12 protein-coding genes and 1 pseudogene are annotated in these 16,253 nt (G+C 60.9%); 1 reads left to right on the top strand and 12 read right to left on the bottom strand.

The window, feature by feature from the left end:
* Positions 1–73 precede the first annotated feature (73 nt).
* The 4 genes from serA to AC1RT2_RS10820 form a co-directional block, all read right to left on the bottom strand.
* A complete protein-coding gene (gene serA / locus AC1RT2_RS10835; protein ID WP_069061235.1) occupies positions 74–1,669 on the bottom strand; it encodes a phosphoglycerate dehydrogenase in 1,596 nt (531 codons plus the stop codon).
* A gap of 80 nt (positions 1,670–1,749) precedes the next feature.
* Entirely contained in the window at positions 1,750–2,931 is a 1,182-nt protein-coding gene (locus AC1RT2_RS10830; RefSeq protein WP_493101755.1) for a phosphoserine transaminase, read from the bottom strand.
* 175 nt (positions 2,932–3,106) lie between these two features.
* Entirely contained in the window at positions 3,107–3,946 is an 840-nt protein-coding gene (locus tag AC1RT2_RS10825) for an outer membrane protein (protein ID WP_493101753.1), read from the bottom strand.
* 203 nt (positions 3,947–4,149) lie between these two features.
* The gene (locus tag AC1RT2_RS10820) at positions 4,150–4,983 is read right to left on the bottom strand and encodes an outer membrane protein (RefSeq protein ID WP_493101751.1); all 834 of its coding nucleotides are present in this window, start codon (positions 4,981–4,983) and stop codon (positions 4,150–4,152) included.
* Between the two features lie 335 nt (positions 4,984–5,318).
* Here AC1RT2_RS10820 and AC1RT2_RS10815 point away from each other — a divergent pair, with 335 nt between their 5' ends.
* Entirely contained in the window at positions 5,319–6,146 is an 828-nt protein-coding gene (locus AC1RT2_RS10815) for an ABC transporter permease (RefSeq protein WP_493101749.1), read from the top strand.
* Between the two features lie 16 nt (positions 6,147–6,162).
* Here the strand turns inward: AC1RT2_RS10815 and AC1RT2_RS10810 are convergent, their stop codons facing one another.
* The 8 genes and pseudogenes from AC1RT2_RS10810 to ybgF form a co-directional block, all read right to left on the bottom strand.
* On the bottom strand, positions 6,163–7,182 hold the full coding sequence (locus tag AC1RT2_RS10810) for an ABC transporter substrate-binding protein (protein ID WP_493101747.1): 1,020 nt from the start codon (positions 7,180–7,182) through the stop codon (positions 6,163–6,165).
* Positions 7,183–7,237: 55 nt separating this feature from the next.
* Positions 7,238–7,729 carry a flagellin gene (locus AC1RT2_RS10805; protein ID WP_493101831.1) on the bottom strand — a complete coding sequence of 164 codons (492 nt, stop codon included), beginning with the start codon at positions 7,727–7,729 and terminating at the stop codon, positions 7,238–7,240.
* A gap of 927 nt (positions 7,730–8,656) precedes the next feature.
* A pseudogene (locus AC1RT2_RS10800) lies at positions 8,657–8,932 on the bottom strand (flagellin N-terminal helical domain-containing protein); the annotation flags it as partial.
* 300 nt (positions 8,933–9,232) lie between these two features.
* Positions 9,233–9,886 carry a hypothetical protein gene (locus AC1RT2_RS10795; RefSeq protein WP_493101745.1) on the bottom strand — a complete coding sequence of 218 codons (654 nt, stop codon included), beginning with the start codon at positions 9,884–9,886 and terminating at the stop codon, positions 9,233–9,235.
* Positions 9,887–10,113: 227 nt separating this feature from the next.
* Complete coding sequence (gene glmM, locus AC1RT2_RS10790) at positions 10,114–11,466, bottom strand: phosphoglucosamine mutase (protein ID WP_069061228.1); 1,353 nt, start codon at positions 11,464–11,466, stop codon at positions 10,114–10,116.
* A gap of 286 nt (positions 11,467–11,752) precedes the next feature.
* A complete protein-coding gene (gene ftsH / locus AC1RT2_RS10785; RefSeq protein ID WP_493101743.1) occupies positions 11,753–13,675 on the bottom strand; it encodes an ATP-dependent zinc metalloprotease FtsH in 1,923 nt (640 codons plus the stop codon).
* A gap of 202 nt (positions 13,676–13,877) precedes the next feature.
* The gene (tilS, locus tag AC1RT2_RS10780; protein ID WP_493101741.1) at positions 13,878–15,167 is read right to left on the bottom strand and encodes a tRNA lysidine(34) synthetase TilS; all 1,290 of its coding nucleotides are present in this window, start codon (positions 15,165–15,167) and stop codon (positions 13,878–13,880) included.
* A 20-nt stretch (positions 15,168–15,187) separates the two neighbouring features.
* Positions 15,188–16,183 (bottom strand): tol-pal system protein YbgF, encoded by a 996-nt coding sequence (gene ybgF, locus AC1RT2_RS10775; protein ID WP_493101739.1) that lies wholly within the window; start codon positions 16,181–16,183, stop codon positions 15,188–15,190.
* Positions 16,184–16,253 lie beyond the last annotated feature (70 nt).

The following is a 16,253-nucleotide window of genomic DNA, read 5'->3' as shown; positions in this document are numbered from 1 at the left end:
CCCAAGCGCTCACGAAAAAGGCCCGCCGGATGATCCGGCGGGCCTTTTCTGTCCGTCTTGGGAGGACGAAAGATCAATCGACGTTGAAGACGAGCGGCTTGATCTGGCGGATCGCCTCATTGGCGCGCAGTTTGTTCAACACGTCTTCCGACACGGCAGCGTCGACATAGAGCAGCGCGATCGCATCGCCACCCTGCTTGTCGCGGCCGAGCTGGAAGTTGGCGATGTTGACGCCCGCCTCGCCCAGCGTCGTGCCGATGAAGCCGATCATGCCGGGGACGTCGGTGTTGGTGATGTAGACCATGTGGTTGCCGACATCGGCGTCGAGGTTGATGCCCTTGATCTGGATGAAGCGCGGCTTGCCATCGGAGAAGACGGTGCCGGCAATCGAACGGGTCTGGTTCGCGGTGGTCACCGTCAGGCGGATATAGCCATCGAAGACACCCGACTTGTCGCGCTTGACCTCGGAGAGGATGACGCCCTTTTCCTTGATCATGACAGGTGCCGAAACCATGTTGACGTCGGAAACCTGCGAGCGGATGAGACCGGCGAGTGCGGCACTCGTTAACGCCTTGGTGTTCATCGTTGCGGTCGCGCCGTCGTAGAGAATCTCGATTTCCTTGATCGCGCTTTCCGTGACCTGGCCGACGAAGGCACCAAGCACGTCGGCAAGTCGGATGAACGGCTTCAGGATCGGCGCTTCTTCGGCGGTGATCGACGGCATGTTGATGGCGTTCGAGACAGCGCCGCGCACCAGGTAGTCCGACATCTGTTCGGCAACCTGGAGGGCAACATTTTCCTGTGCTTCGGTGGTCGAGGCGCCGAGATGCGGCGTGCAGACGACGTTCGGCAGGCCGAAGAGCGGGCTTTCCTTGGCAGGCTCGACCTCGAACACGTCGAAGCCGGCGCCGGCGACCTTGCCGGACTTCAGCGCTTCGGCAAGGTCGGCCTCGACGACGAGGCCGCCACGGGCGCAGTTCACGATGCGCACGCCGTCCTTCATCTTGGCGATCGCCGCCGCATCGATGATGTTGCGGGTCTTGTCCGTCAGCGGCACATGCATGGTGATGAAGTCGGCTTCGGCGAAGAGTTCGTTCAACTCGACCTTCTTCACACCCATTTCCTCGGCGCGCTCCTTGGAGAGGAAGGGGTCATAGGCGATGACGTGCATCTTGAGGCCGATGGCGCGCGCGCAGACGATGGAGCCGATGTTGCCGGCACCGATGACGCCAAGCGTCTTGCCGGTGATCTCGACGCCCATGAACTTCGACTTCTCCCACTTGCCGGCCTGCGTGGAGGTATCGGCGGCAGGAAGCTGGCGAGCGACGGCAAACATCAGCGCGATGGCGTGTTCTGCCGTTGTGATCGAATTGCCGAACGGCGTGTTCATGACGATGATGCCGCGGCGCGAGGCGGCCGGGATATCGACATTGTCGACGCCGATTCCGGCGCGGCCGATGACCTTGAGATTGGTCGCTGCCGCGATCAGCTTTTCCGTCGCCTTGGTGGCGGAGCGGATGGCAAGGCCGTCATAATTGCCGATGATTTCGGCAAGCTTGTCCTTGTCCTTGCCGAGCTGCGGCTGGAAATCCACATCGACGCCGCGATCGCGGAAAATCTGGACGGCGGTTTCCGACAGTTCGTCGGATACGAGTACGCGAGGTGCCATGAGAGGCCTCCTTCAATTGAGTCTAGGGAGATGAGATCAAAGGTGGCTTCGCCCAGAGGACGAAGCCGGTCGCGAAAAAATCAGGCCGCAGCCTTGGCAAGTGTTGCCTTCTGGGTCTCGAAGGCCCAGGTCAGCCACGGCATCAGCGCCTCGAGATCGGCGGTGTCGATGGTGGCACCGGCCCAGATACGCAGCCCCGACGGGGCGTCACGGTAGGCGCCGATATCAAAGGCGACACCCTGCTTTTCGAGGAGCGCGACGAGGCCCTTGGCAAAGGCGGCCTGTGCGTCGGCGTCGAGCGCTGCCACGTCCTTGTCGGCGATCGTCAGGCAGACAGAGGTGTTGGAGCGCGTCGCCGGCTCCTTCGCCAGGTTGGCGATCCAGTCGTTGTTCTCGACGAAGTCGAAGATGACCTTGGCATTGGCATCGGCACGCGCCATCAGGCCCGCCAGGCCACCGACCTGCTTTGCCCAGAGCAGCGCATCGATGTAATCCTCGACGCAGAGCATGGAGGGCGTGTTGATCGTCTCGCCCTGGAAGATGCCCTCGATGATCTTACCGCCCTTGGTTATGCGGAAGATCTTCGGCATCGGCCAGGACGGCGTGTAGCTTTCGAGGCGTTCGACGGCGCGCGGCGACAGGATGATGACGCCATGTGCGCCCTCGCCGCCCAGAACCTTCTGCCAGGAGAAGGTCACCACATCGAGCTTGGCGAAATCGAGGTTCTGCGCAAACGCAGCCGAGGTCGCGTCGCAGATGGTGAGACCCTTGCGGTCGGCCGGAATGAAATCGGCATTGGCGACACGCACGCCGGAGGTCGTGCCATTCCAGGTGAAGACCACGTCACGGTCGAAGTCGATCGTGGAAAGGTCGGGCAGCAGGCCGTAGTCGGCCGTGATCTTGCGCGTGTCGGGGAGCTTCAGCTCCTTGACGACATCGGAAACCCAGCCCGAACCGAAGCTTTCCCAGGCGACCATGTCGACGCCGCGCGGGCCGAGCAGCGACCAGAGCGCCATTTCGACGGCACCGGTGTCGGAGGCCGGCACGATGCCGATGCGGTAATCCGCCGGCACTTCGAGAACTTCACGGGTAAGATCGATGGCCTGCTTGAGCTTGGTCTTGCCGATCTTGGCGCGGTGCGAACGACCGAGCGGAGCATCGGAAAGCGCTTCGAGCGACCAGTTGGGGCGCTTCGAGCAAGGGCCAGAAGAAAAATGGGTATTGTTCGGACGCAGGTCCGGTGCGGTGACGGCTTTCGTCATGATGGCTATCCTTCCAGATAGAAAGCCCTTCGTTGGGGAAGGGTGTCCCGCCGCCGTAAATATTGAAGAGCCCCTCTTCCGTCAAGCGCATTATGTCGTGAATGAAAAATAATCCGGCGCAACGGAAACGGCGCGCCGGTTGCCCGACGCGCCGTGGAAAACCGGAGAATTGGCCTTACCAGGTGTTGATGCGAATACCGGCGCGGAATTCGTGTTTCTGGAAGCCGTCATCGCGGCCCTTGGTGCCGCTCGCGCCCCAGCCCTGCTCGGTGGCACCATAGCGGAACATCTTTCCGCCCGCCGTGTCTGAGAAGCGATAGCCGAGGTCGAGCTTGATGCGGTCGGTCAGGTCCACCGCGGCACCCGCCATCAGCGCATAGGTAAAGCGCCAGCTGTCCTCGCCCGTCAGTCGACCGCCCGTGTAGGTATCGCCCGAGCACAGCGACGAACCGTCCACGCAGTAAGGCTGGCTCCTCAGGTCGTCCCAGTTGACGTAGGTCACGCCGGCGCCGGCGCCGACATAAGGTGTGAAGCCGGCAAACGTCCCGAGATCCACATAGCCGTTGGCCATGACATTGATCGCGCTGTAGTCCGCCTTATGGCTGAAGCCGCAGCTTGTGCCGGCCGGTTCATCGCTGCTGCACGGCAGGTTGATGTTCGAATCACCGCTGAGATCGCCGTTGAAGAAATCCGTCGTCAGGTCGGCGCGGAACATGCTGTTGAACTGGTAGCCCATGCCGGCGCCGTAGGACAGCGACTTGGAGAAGCGCGAACTGTCGAAGGTCTCCTGCGAGAAGACCGAGCCGCCCGGCGAATAGACCGTGTAGTCGGGCTTGCCGCTCTTCATCCAGCCGGAATAGCCGAGATCGCCACGGATGTACCAGCCCTCGGCCACCCCGCCGCCAGACACGTCGATTTCCGGCGCATTGATGATGTCGAGATCGCTCGCAACCGCGCTGGTTGCGACGAGGCCAGCCAAAATGGCGATACCAATGGGTGCGATGCGACGAAACATGTTCTCGTTCCCTCGAAGCCGGCGAGGCCAGGCGGTTGCGCAATCGGTACAGGCTGCCTTGCAAGGAATTGCCGCGGCTCTATACCGTTGATTAACCATACTTCTTAAGGAGTGAAGGAACCGTTAAGCATCCGGTTCTTTACGCCCGGCACGAAAAAGGCCGCCCTTTCGGGCGGCCTTGAACATGGATCGGACAGGACGGATTATTTGTAGACCGGCTGCTCGATCGGGATTTCTGCCGGCGGGATGTAAGCCTGCTGGTCGCAGCCGTTGAACGAATAACGCAGACCGGCGCGCGCTTCGTGGCTGTAAAAACCCTTGTCGTAGCCGGGACCACCGCCGGCATTGTAGCCGAACATGCCGCCCTTCGTGACATGGCGGAAACGATAGCCCACGTCGGCCTTCACGTTGCAGGTCACGTCGATCGAGGCACCGGCCATGAGGGCGTAGGTGAAGCGCCAGTTCTTCTTGCCGCGGTGATTGAAGGTCGGGTCGCAGTTCGTCGGATCGCCGTCCTCGCAAGAGGTGTTGTTGAGGCCCTTCCAGTTCACATAGGTGCCACCGATACCGGCACCGACATAGGGCGTAATGGAGCCGTATGTGCCGATATCCACATAGGCATTGGCCAGCAGGCTCAGCGCCGTCATGGAAGCAACGTCGCGCGAGGTGCAGTTTACCGCCACGCCGCAGCTGCCGGAGGTCGAGCCGTTGAACTTGGAATTGAACATATAGTCGAGCGTCACGTCCGTACGGAAGTGATCGTTGATCTGGTAACCGACACCGCCGCCGATGACGAACCCGCTCTTCAGGTCCGCGGAATCGAAGTTGCGCATGTTGCCGTTCGAGCCTTGGAAGTACTTGGCACCGCGCATCTTGTTGTAGGACCAGCCCATGTCACCGCGCAGGTACCACCCGCCGGTCTCGATGATGGTTTCCTGCACCGGGGCTTCGATGACCTCCGGCTGGTAGATATCAGCGGCATAACCCGACGTGCCTGTCAGCAGGACGGCTACGACGCCACTCAAAACTTTCCTCATGGCCTGGCTCCAATAGGCTTCTGCTTGGCCGCCCGGCGCACCGGATTCCAAGTCCTTCGATCACCGGGGATAGTGAAGAAAAAAGGTTAATGGCCGATTAAAGTGGATTTTTACATTAAATGAAAGCTTAGGAGACCCAGTAAACAAAGTAATAACTTTGCGATTTCTTAACCGTAGTTCCGCTGCGTTAAGGAAGCTCGAAAGGCATCCGCGTTCGGGGAGATCAGGGAAGAGCGGATAGGCCGCCCCATCACACCGTGCCGCCCTCCCCCCGCAAGCCACGCGAAATCCACCACCGCTATGCGTGCGACCTGCATTGGAGCCGAAGGGCTATCGTGACGGCCGAGTATACCAAACCAGGAGGACGCAAACAGGCGTCCATCAAGAAGACCATGCGCGCCCTCGTCCCGCTCGCAGGCATCAGTATCATGATCGCCGTCTGGGCTCTGCTCGTGGAGTTGTCGGGCGTTGCCCCCTACACCCTTCCAGGCCCGCAAGCGGTTTGCGACGTGCTCGTCAAGGACTGGTCGATATTGGGGCCGGCTCTCTGGATTACGACGAAAACGACCCTTCAGGCATTGCTGCTTGCGCTGGCCGGCGGATGGGCCATCGCTCTGCTGCTGGCGCAGGCCCGCTGGATCGAGGCACTCCTCCATCCGATCACCGTGGCCGTTCAGGTAACGCCGATCATTGCGCTTGCGCCGCTGATCGTCATCTATGTGCCGAGCCCGCATATGGCGCAAATGGTCTGCGCGTTCATCGTCGCCTTCTTCCCGATCATGCTGAACACGCTGCAAGGGCTGAAGAGCGCGGAACGCCACCAGGCGGATTTGCTCCGCACCTACGGCGCATCGCGCTGGCAGACGTTTCGCTATCTGAGAATCCCCTCTGCCCTGCCAAGTATTTTCGCGGGCGTCAAAATCGGCGGAGGCCTCGCCCTGATCGGCGCCGTGGTTGCAGAGTTTACCGTGGGACAAGCGGGCAGGAATGCAGGACTGGCCTTCCGGCTGCTGGAAGCGCAAACGCGGCTCAACACGCCGCGCGTCTTCGCTGCCCTGGTTCTGCTGGCGGTTCTTGGAGGCACGATCTTCGCGGCGACAAGGCTTCTTTCCCGACATGCTCTACGGCATTGGCACGAGAGCGAAGCGGAGCAAAAGCTGTAAAGCGGGGCAGCCCAATTCAGTTCTTCAAAGTCAACCCGACACCCTTGCAGGAGAAACGGGTGTCGAAAGCCTTCGTGTAATCGGTATCCGCCTGGAGAAGCTTCACCTTCACCAGTTCGTCTGCGAGCTCTTTGTAGCGCTCGGCGGTCAGGCACCCGATGCCTTTTTCAAGCGCATCACCACTGTCGACAATACCGTATTGCTTGATCTTATCGATGGCATAGGCGATCTGGCCATCCGTCATTTCCGGGTTTTCTGTCTTGATCAAGGCATTGGTCGCGGCATTGTCGCCGTACAAATAGCTGTACCAGCCCTCGATCGACGCATCGACAAAGCGCTGAACGCGATCGGAATTCGTATCGACGAGGGTTTGCTGCACCGTAATCGTGGTCGCATAGGGCTTGTAGCCACTGTCGGCGAGCAGGAAAATCTTCGGTTCCGTGCCGGTCTGTTCCTTGATCTGGTAGGGCTCCGCGGTGATGAGCCCCTGCTGTGCCGATTGCCTGTCAGCGAGAAAGGGCGCGGGACTGTACGTATAGTTCCTGAATTGCTCGTCGCGGAAGCCGCTGAAATTCGCCTTCATCCACTCGAAATACGCGCTGAACCCGCCCTGCGTCATGAAGATCGTCGGCAGCTTGGCGAGGTCTTCGAATGTCTCCATGCCTGCATCGGGGTGCGCGAGAAGCACCTGCGCGTTCTTCTGATAGAAGGCGGCGACATCGACGAGCGGAATGCCCTGTTCGATCCCGACAAGCTGCTCCTGCTGGGTTCCCAAATAGAAATCGAGCTTGCCTGCGAGCAGCAGAGCACGATTGTGCGTGCCGGGACCACCCTGGACGATCTCCACGTCGAGGCCATAGCGGGCGTAAGTGCCATCCGCGACGGCCTGATAGAAGCCGCCGTGGTCCGCTTCGGCGAGCCAGTCTGTACCGAAACGAACCTTGTCGAGAGCGCTGGCAGGAGAGGCAAAGGAGAAGGTGGCGGCGACCAACAAGGTGGCGATTGCGGGCCTTTCGAAGAAGCAATGCGAGGTCATTCCAAATTCCTGATGCGAAAGATGCGAGCAATAAACGCATCCCTTGTCTTGGCAGTTACCGGAACAGCTGCATGATGTTCTCGGCGTTCGTGTTGGCGATGGACAGCGACTGGATGGCAAGCTGTTCCTGGGTTTGGAGAGCCTTGAGCCGGGTCGATGCCTCATTCATATCGGCATCGACCAGACGGCCGGTGCCCTTGTCAATACTCTCCACGAGGGTGCGCGCAAACGACGTCTGCATATCGATCCGCGTCTTGAGCGCACCAAGCTTTGCACCCGCCCCGATCACGTCGGCCGATACGACCTCGATGTAACCGATATAGGCGTTGAGCAGGTCGGGATTGGCAACGATATCGATGTCCAGAAAATCCAGCTCGGCCAGCGGCTCGATGCTGACAGCGATTTCGGTGAAGCCGATCGAGGTCCGGCCACCGGTCAGGCGATCGACCGCCTTGTCCGAGCGCAGGCTGATATCGCCCGCCGGCGTCGCCTCTATGATGACATCCGGCCAATCGGTACTGATGAGCGATTGCAGCAGCAGCACCATTTCGTCCGGCGTTTCGATCTTGCCGTTCGATTTTCCAAGCAGCTGGTTGACGTATGTACGGTCGAATGTGTGGCGCGTGGAGGGCGCACCGTTGACGCCGAACTGAAAGTCCACCCTTACGCCGTCGCGGTTGTCGCCGTCCCGGTAAAGCTCGAACATGTCGAAAGCGAGGGTCATCTCCGACCCCCGTGACCCACCCGTGGCGAAATCGGTAAGGCCCCCACCCGAGCCGACGGTGGAATAGTCCAGATTGCTGATTTCGACAAACGAGCCATAGAGACCGGAGTTCTCACGGGTTTGAATGCCGATCACATCGATAAGCGGTTGACCGTCGCGATGGTAAGTCGTCGCGAGCGCGCCGGTACCGGTAGGCAAAGCACGGCTTAGCACGGCGGCAAATTGCGTATAGGTAGAGATCACGCCGTTCGCGCCCGGAAGCGCTGCATCGACCATCGCCCTGTCGATAGTGATGTGCGTGGGTTTACCGGGATGCAACGGCGCATCGACATTGGCAGAGTTGTCGGCGTCAACAGTGAGATCGAAACTGATCGTGTCGCCTGCGTCGAATGTCAGTGGCCCGGTAAAGTCGAAATCCTTTACCGCCCGGTGTCCCGTCCTGCCATTCTCCTTATCCATGTGAATGACGCCGAATGTATCCATGAAGGTGTCGTAATTCCGGATCCCGCCCAGCGTCTTCATTTTCCGGGTGTCGGCCTGCAATATGCCGCCGCCGTTCTCGTTGAACAGCGCAATTTCCGAGAGGTGGAAATTGGTCGTTCCCACCGACACGCCGGCGCCGGAGCGGGTGAACGACGAAGTCAGCGAAACCCTGTTCAGGTCGCTGTCGTTGATGTCGGCAATATCGGTGTTCAGCCAGTTGACGCCGTTGAAGCTGGCCGAGGTGGCGATGTCGACGACCTGACCCTTCAACTGCTCCAGCTCGGTCTGGATTTTTGCCTTGTCGACGCCATCTTCTTTCGCTGCGACGAGCTTGCCCTTGAACGCCGCAAGGCTGTCCGAGATGGCTTCGATCGCGGCATAGGCGACGTCGATCTTGGCTGCACCAAGGCCCAGCGCATCCACGACGGCGGAGAGGGCCATATTGTCCGAGCGCATGGTCGTGGAGATCGACCAGTAGGCCGCATTGTCGGCGGCGATCTGCACACGCAGCCCGGAACTCACCTGCCGTTGCGTCTCGGCCATGCTGGCACTGGTCATGCGCAGGGTTTGCAAAGCGGCCATTGCCGCTGCATTCGTCAAAATGCTGGTCATGTTAAAAGCCCCAAGCGAACAGGCTAACCCCCGGACGTGAAGACCAGTCCGGCAGAAAAAGGCTAGCAATGGTTGGAACACTTTTAACGGTTAACCACGAGGGTGCCCGCGATAATGGCGGGACCGTCACCCCAAATAAACGAGAGAACCCGGTCGTTTAGGGCTGCCCGGCCGGAATTGATCTCTCAACCGAACCGGGCACTTTCGTTAACGGTTTTGCACCACACTAGGTTAACGGGGCGTTAACGGCTGCGATGCCAAGGCGTCGGAGAAACGCAGGAAATGCGGTATCACGCTTGCGACCAGTTCGAATTCCGGCGCGAAATCGGCAACCAGCTGCACGAACTTGCTCTCTACTTCGGCCGTGTTGTGGATGTCGTTCACCGCGACGGAATTTTTCCGCAGGAACCGCGAATAGAGCCGTCCTTCGTCGGCGGTGCCGGCCGGAAAGTGGATTCGCTCCAGTTCTTTCGCCAATGCTGCCAGCTTGATCGCCTCGATAATCCCCTTTCGGACGTTCGGATTGGAAATCGGGCCAACTTCCGCGTTCAGCTTGAGGAAGCCTGTGGTTCCGTCATCGCGCGCGCGGATCTCTACCCAGGCAATGAACGCATAGCCTGCCCACCAATTGTCGCAGCCGGGCCATGCGCTCTTCGTCTTGTGCAATTCCTCGTGCCATTGCGCGGGCAGAAAGCTCACGAGGCTTTTCTCAAGTCCTGAATGGATAAACGTACCATTGCCAATCCTGACCGACTTCCCGCGCGGAGGATTGTCACCAAACAACCGCTGAACTGCGCGTCCAAAACCCGAGCCGGAATTGCGTTCCGTGAGAAGATCCAGCACCTGTTTATGGTCGCGGTAAAGCTGACGTGCCAGATTTTCCATTTCGGATCGTTCTCTGCTCATGCCTTCCAGGTCCCCGGCAACTTATAGGTGGTGGATTAGGCATGTAGTCCGATCGTTGGAAAGAAGAAAGCCTTCCTGCGCGCGGACAACGAAGCATGCGAACTTTCACCTGTTTTCCTGCAGCGCAGGGCGATGCGCTTGCGCCGCGCAAACAAAAAGGCCGGAGCAAATCGCTCCGGCCTTTTCAAATTACAGCACCGGCAGTTTCAGGCAGCGCTGCGCACCGAACCGATGAGGTTGACGAGTTCATCGACGATGCGCTCCACCTGGGCACGGTCGTCGCCTTCCGCCATCACGCGGATCAGCGGCTCGGTACCGGACGGGCGGATGAGAAGGCGACCGGTCTTGGCCAGTTCGCTTTCGGCATCGGCAATTGCCTGGCGCACGACGGTATCTTCGAGCGGCTGGCCGGTCTTGATGCGGACGTTCTTCAGCACCTGCGGCACGGGCTCGAAGCGGTTGCAGATTTCGCTGACGGACTTGCCGCTGCGCTTCACGCAGGCCAGCACCTGAAGGGCTGCGACTAGGCCATCGCCGGTCGTGCCGAAATCGGAAAGCACCATGTGGCCGGACTGCTCGCCGCCGACATTGTAGTCGTTCTGGCGCATGTGCTCGACGACATACCGGTCGCCGACCTTGGTGCGCTGGAGGTTCAGACCCTTGCCCGTCAGGAAGCGCTCAAGGCCGAGGTTCGACATGACGGTTGCGACAATGCCGTTGCCGCGCAACGTGCCGTCCGCCGCCCAGCTTTCGGCAATGACCGCCATCAGCTGGTCGCCGTCGATGAACTTGCCGTTCTCGTCGATGATCTGCACACGGTCGGCATCACCATCGAGTGCGATGCCGATATCGGCGCGCACTTCATGTACCTTGCGCTGCAAGGCCTCGGGATGGGTGGAGCCGCATTCGAGATTGATGTTGAGACCATCCGGCTCGTTACCGATCGTCACGACATCCGCACCGAGTTCCCAAAGGGCCGCCGGCGCCACGCGATAGGCGGCACCGTTGGCGCAGTCGATCGCGACGCGCAGGCCCTGCAGGGTGACATCGCGCGGAAGGGTGCGCTTGGCATGCTCGATATAGCGGTCATGCACGCCGTCGATGCGCTTCGCCCGGCCGATTTCCGCGGACTTGGCGAGCTGCGCCGTCATGTCCGTATCGAGCAGATCCTCGATTTCCATTTCCAGGTCGTCGGACAGCTTGTAGCCATCGGGACCAAAGAGCTTGATGCCGTTGTCGTAGAACGGATTGTGCGAGGCTGAGATCATCACGCCGATATCGGCGCGCAGCGACCGCGTCAGCATGGCGACGGCCGGCGTCGGAATCGGGCCGAGCACGAAGGCATCGATGCCGGCGGCCGTGAAGCCCGCGACCATGGCGTTTTCCAGCATGTAGCCGGACAGCCGCGTGTCCTTCCCGATGACCACCCGGTGGCGATGGGCGCCGCGACGGAAGATCGTGCCCACGGCAATGCCGACGCGCATGGCAAGATCGGGCGTCATCGGGAAAAGGTTCGACTGTCCCCGAATGCCGTCCGTACCAAAATAACGACGTTTCATGTTTACTCCTGAAAATCGCCAGCCGCGGCGGCGCTGTCTCGCTGCACCCGGCTTCTAGGTGTTCTGCCCACCATACTCCACGGCGTCATACATCAAGCCGGTGGAAGTCGGAATAGTGTAACTCCGCAACCCTATCTTAACCTTAAGCGCCGGGTGAACGTCGCGCTTCTTTGCCATAGAAGCAGGGAAATAGCATCCATCCGCAGATCAGAAATGATTACAGGCCGTTACCAAAAGAAAACGGCCGGGACTATTTGCCCGGCCGTCTGCCATTGCTTGCCTTATATTATTGCGGCTGGGGCTCCAGGCCACCTTCCGTCTCGCCGCCCTTCTTGTGGCCGGCCTTCGGAACGGCGGAGCCACGGTGCGGCGGTGTGTCGTCGCCAAGATCGCGCGCCGGCTTTTCGCCGCGGATCAGCGCCTTGATCTCCTCACCCGTCAGCGTCTCGTATTCGAGCAGGCCTTCGGCGAGCGCCACGAATTCGTGGTGCTGTTCGGTAATGATGCGCTTGGCCTCGATATAGGCTTCGTCGATCAGGCGGCGCACTTCGTTGTCGATCTTCTGCGCGGTGGCTTCGGAAACGTTCTTCTGCTGCGAGACCGAATGACCGAGGAAGACTTCCTGCTGGTTTTCGCCATAGGCGACGAGACCGAGCTGATCGGAGAAGCCCCACTGGGTCACCATCGCGCGGGCAAGCTTCGTCGCCTGCTCGATGTCGGAGGACGCGCCGGAGGTGATGTTGTCCTTGCCGAAGGTGACTTCCTCGGCGACGCGGCCACCCATCATGATGGCGAGGCGAGAGGCCATCCACTTGTAGCTCATCGAGTAGCGGTCGCCCTCGGGAAGCTGCATGACCATGCCGAGTGCACGGCCGCGCGGAATGATCGTCGCCTTGTGCAGCGGATCGGCAAGCGGCACCTTGAGGGCGACGATGGCGTGGCCGGCTTCGTGATAGGCAGTGAGCTTCTTTTCCGCCTCGGTCATGCCCGAGGAACGGCGCTCCGCCCCCATCATGATCTTGTCCTTGGCGTCCTCGAACTCCTGCATGGTGACGAGACGCTTGTTGCGACGCGCCGCCATCAGGGCAGATTCGTTGACGAGGTTCATAAGATCGGCACCGGAAAAGCCGGGCGTACCACGGGCCAGAACCTTGAGGTCGACATTCGGCGCCAGCGGCACGTTGCGAACGTGAACCTTGAGGATGCGCTCGCGGCCGACGATATCCGGATTCGGCACGACGACCTGGCGGTCGAAACGGCCGGGACGCAGCAGCGCCGGGTCGAGAACGTCCGGACGGTTGGTCGCGGCAATCAGGATGACGCCTTCGTTCGCTTCAAAGCCGTCCATCTCGACGAGGAGCTGGTTCAGCGTCTGCTCACGCTCGTCATTGCCGCCGCCGAGGCCGGCGCCGCGGTGACGACCGACAGCGTCGATTTCGTCGATGAAGATGATGCAGGGTGCATTCTTCTTGGCCTGCTCGAACATGTCGCGCACACGGCTTGCACCAACGCCGACGAACATTTCGACGAAGTCCGAACCGGAAATCGTGAAGAACGGCACATTGGCTTCGCCAGCAACGGAGCGCGCAAGCAGCGTCTTACCGGTACCGGGCGGGCCGACAAGCAGCACGCCGCGCGGAATGCGTCCGCCGAGGCGCTGGAACTTCTGCGGATCGCGCAGGAATTCGACGATTTCTTCGAGGTCCTGCTTGGCTTCATCCACGCCGGCGACGTCCGCGAAGGTAACGCGGCCGTGCGCTTCGGTGAGCAGCTTGGCCTTGGACTTGCCAAAACCCATAGCACCGCGCGAGCCACCCTGCATCTGGCGCATGAAGAACAGCCAGACACCGAGGATCAGGAGCATCGGCAGCAGCGTGCCGATATAGCTGAGGAAGCCGGACGAACCGTCCGTCTCCGGCCGCGCGCTCACGACGACGTTCTTCGCCTCGAGGCGCTGAACGAGCGTGTTGTCGCCGGCCGGGGCGTAGGTCTGGAAGGTCGCGCCGGTCTCGACATAGCTGCCGACGATCTTTTCGCCGGTGATGACGACTTCCTTCACCCGGCTCGAGTCCACCTCTTTGAGGAACTGCGAATAGGGGATTTCCCGCGAGCCGGTCTGCGCCGGGCTCGTCTGGAACATGCTGAACAACGCGATCAGCAGAAGGGCGATTATCGCCCACAGGGCGAAGTTACGGAAATTGGGATTCATCGAACTTTCCGGGCACTTTCCCGGCCGGAGTCTCCCGGCCGCTTCTCTATCGCCTAACATAGGGTCGCCTTGCGGCCTTGCCAAGGCAAAGCGCGCGATCCCGGGGCTTTTCTCATAACATTGTCAACGTCGAGGAAGGATCCGGGTCCTTCCTTCACATTGAACCTGCAAACACTTTACCACAACGCTTCCGAGTGCGCCTTCATTCGTTAGGCGGAGACGAAAACGGCCTGCCCCCGACAATTCTCGCAAGTGCCCTGGCAAGCGGCAGATCGAAACCGGGCAGGAAACGGGCATAGGGCGCGATCGAAGGCTCCAGGCGCACGTCGTGCTCGGGCACGATCGCGCCGTCCTCAAATTCCAGGTGCGCCATGGCGCGGCGCGCGCGTAAGGCCGGTCCGCGAAACACGGTGTCGCCCTGAACCGCTTCCTCGCCGGCCGCCGCTACCAAGATGGTTCGCCCGGTGGCGTTGGCCACACGATACCGGCCATCCCAGAGCGCCGCCGTTCCCGCCGGCAGGGCAAGCGTTTCGATCCCCCGCCGCTCGCGATACAGAAACAGGCCGTCGCGGCGACGATCGAAAACCACGTGGCCGGCCGTCAGCCGCGACAGTCTGCCGCTGGCGAGAAAGGCGTGCAGACGGTCCGCTGAAGCCGTTTCGAGCGTATGCACCCGCCCGCCCGCCGTCGCCGCCAGCAGCAGAAGCCCGCGCCACGCTGCCGGATCGCCAAGAAGCACTTCTACCGCAGCCGGATTTATCGCAAACAATCCATTCTCCGCCCGCACATTTCCGATGAGAAAAGCGGCCCCGCGCTCGGAAAGGTGGTGCCTACCATCAGAAGGGCGCATCGGATCTGTCGCCGCCTCACGTTGGCGGATGCGTACGCGTTCAAAATGCGGGTTCCTGTTGCTCGGGTCGTCGAGCCAGGTTTCGCCCCGTGCGGAAAGAAACGCCCTGACGGTAGCCCGGTCCAGCGACAGAAAGGGCCGCAAGAGCCAGACAGTGCCATTGAGAAGAACCGCATCCGCCATGCCGGAAAGGCCGATTCCCTCCCCGGACCGCTCGGCGCGCATGGCAACCGTCTCGTTCTGGTCATCGCTGGTATGGGCAGCGAGGATACAATCCGCAGCCAGTTCCGCGGCTATTTCGACGAGAAGGTCATACCGTTTGGCGCGCGCGGCGGCCTGCAAGCCCGATGCGGGCTTTTCACCTTCCCATCGGCGGGTGACGTGCGGAATGCCATATCGAGCGCAAAGCACTTCGACCCATCTCGCTTCGTCGGCTGATCCGGCGCGCAGGGCGTGGTCGATGGTGCAGGCAGCAAGGGTGATGTCCGGATAGCGCCCGGTCGCGCAGAGCGTGGCGAGCGCCACGAGCAGCCCGGTCGAATCGCTGCCGCCGGAAATGGCGACCAGCAGCCGCGCAGGGCTTTTGAAACTTCTCAGAAAATGGCCGGTTGCCTCGACGACGGGGGTTTCCGCGCGGGCCACGGCCTTCAATACGTCCGCAATCAGCAGGACAGCCGGCTCTGTTCGGAAGAAACCTTGCTCTTCACGGCCTTGGATGCGCTCGGGTAGCGCTTGTTCACTTCGCGCAACGTCGCGCAGGCGGTTTCGCGGTTATCGAGGGCAGCGAGCGACATGCCGAGCTTCAAAAGCATTTCCGGCGCCTTCTTCGACTTGCTGAAGGTCTGGTGCGCATTCAGGAAGGTCTTGGCCGCGTCGTTGAAATTGCCCTGCGAATACTGCGCTTCACCCAGCCAGAAATTGGCGTCCGCCGCTTTCTCGCCCTTCGGGTAGATGTCGAGATAGTCGCGGAATTCGCGTTCGGCGAGCTGGTAATCACCGGTCAGTACATGACCATAAGCGACCTTGTAGAGGTCGTCCGGATTGTCGAGCGACGCGCTGGAGGACCCCGACGCCTGCGGCAGGCCGTCGTCGACACCCGGCAACGAATTGTCATTGCCGATGGAGGCGCTCTGGTTGTTCAGGTCGGGATTGGCTTCGGCACCGATCGGGTTGCCGTTCTCGTCGAACTTGATGGAACCCAGTTCCTGCGGCTGTGCACCGCCATTCGTCGACCCAAGCGTGTCGGTCCCGGCGGTATCATCCGCCGGCACCCCGTTCGAGGCGGTCTGCTGATCCGCAGTCCCGCCATTTACCGGCCTCTCGAGCGCGCCGCTCTTGCCGGTGCCCCCCTTGCCGCCTTCGATTTCCTGGAAGCGATACTCGTTGTCTTCCTGTGCCTTGCGGATCTGCTCCTGCATCTGCAGCAGCTGGTAGCTCATTTCCTCGATCCGGCCGTTGAGGCTACGGATCTGCTCTTCGAGCTGACCGACCCGCGGATCCATGGCCTGCGCCAGAATCACATTGCCCTTCTCCGCCTGTTCGCTTTTTGCCGGCAGGAAGCCGGTCGCCAGCGTCGAGAGCGGCGATGCGCTGATCGGCCCAACCATGCCTGCTACCGCTGCCAGACTGAGAACGCCTGCCGCGACAAGTTTCTTCATCTATTTTCGTCCCGTTGGTCCATTGTGCGCCGAAGCGCTGCCGAAGAGTTTTCCAAATGCTCTCAAAAAG

Source organism: Shinella sp. GW821-FHT11G07 (assembly GCF_058808115.1).
Note: the sequence above shows the minus strand (reverse complement) of the source record. Positions and strands in the feature narration are given on the sequence as shown.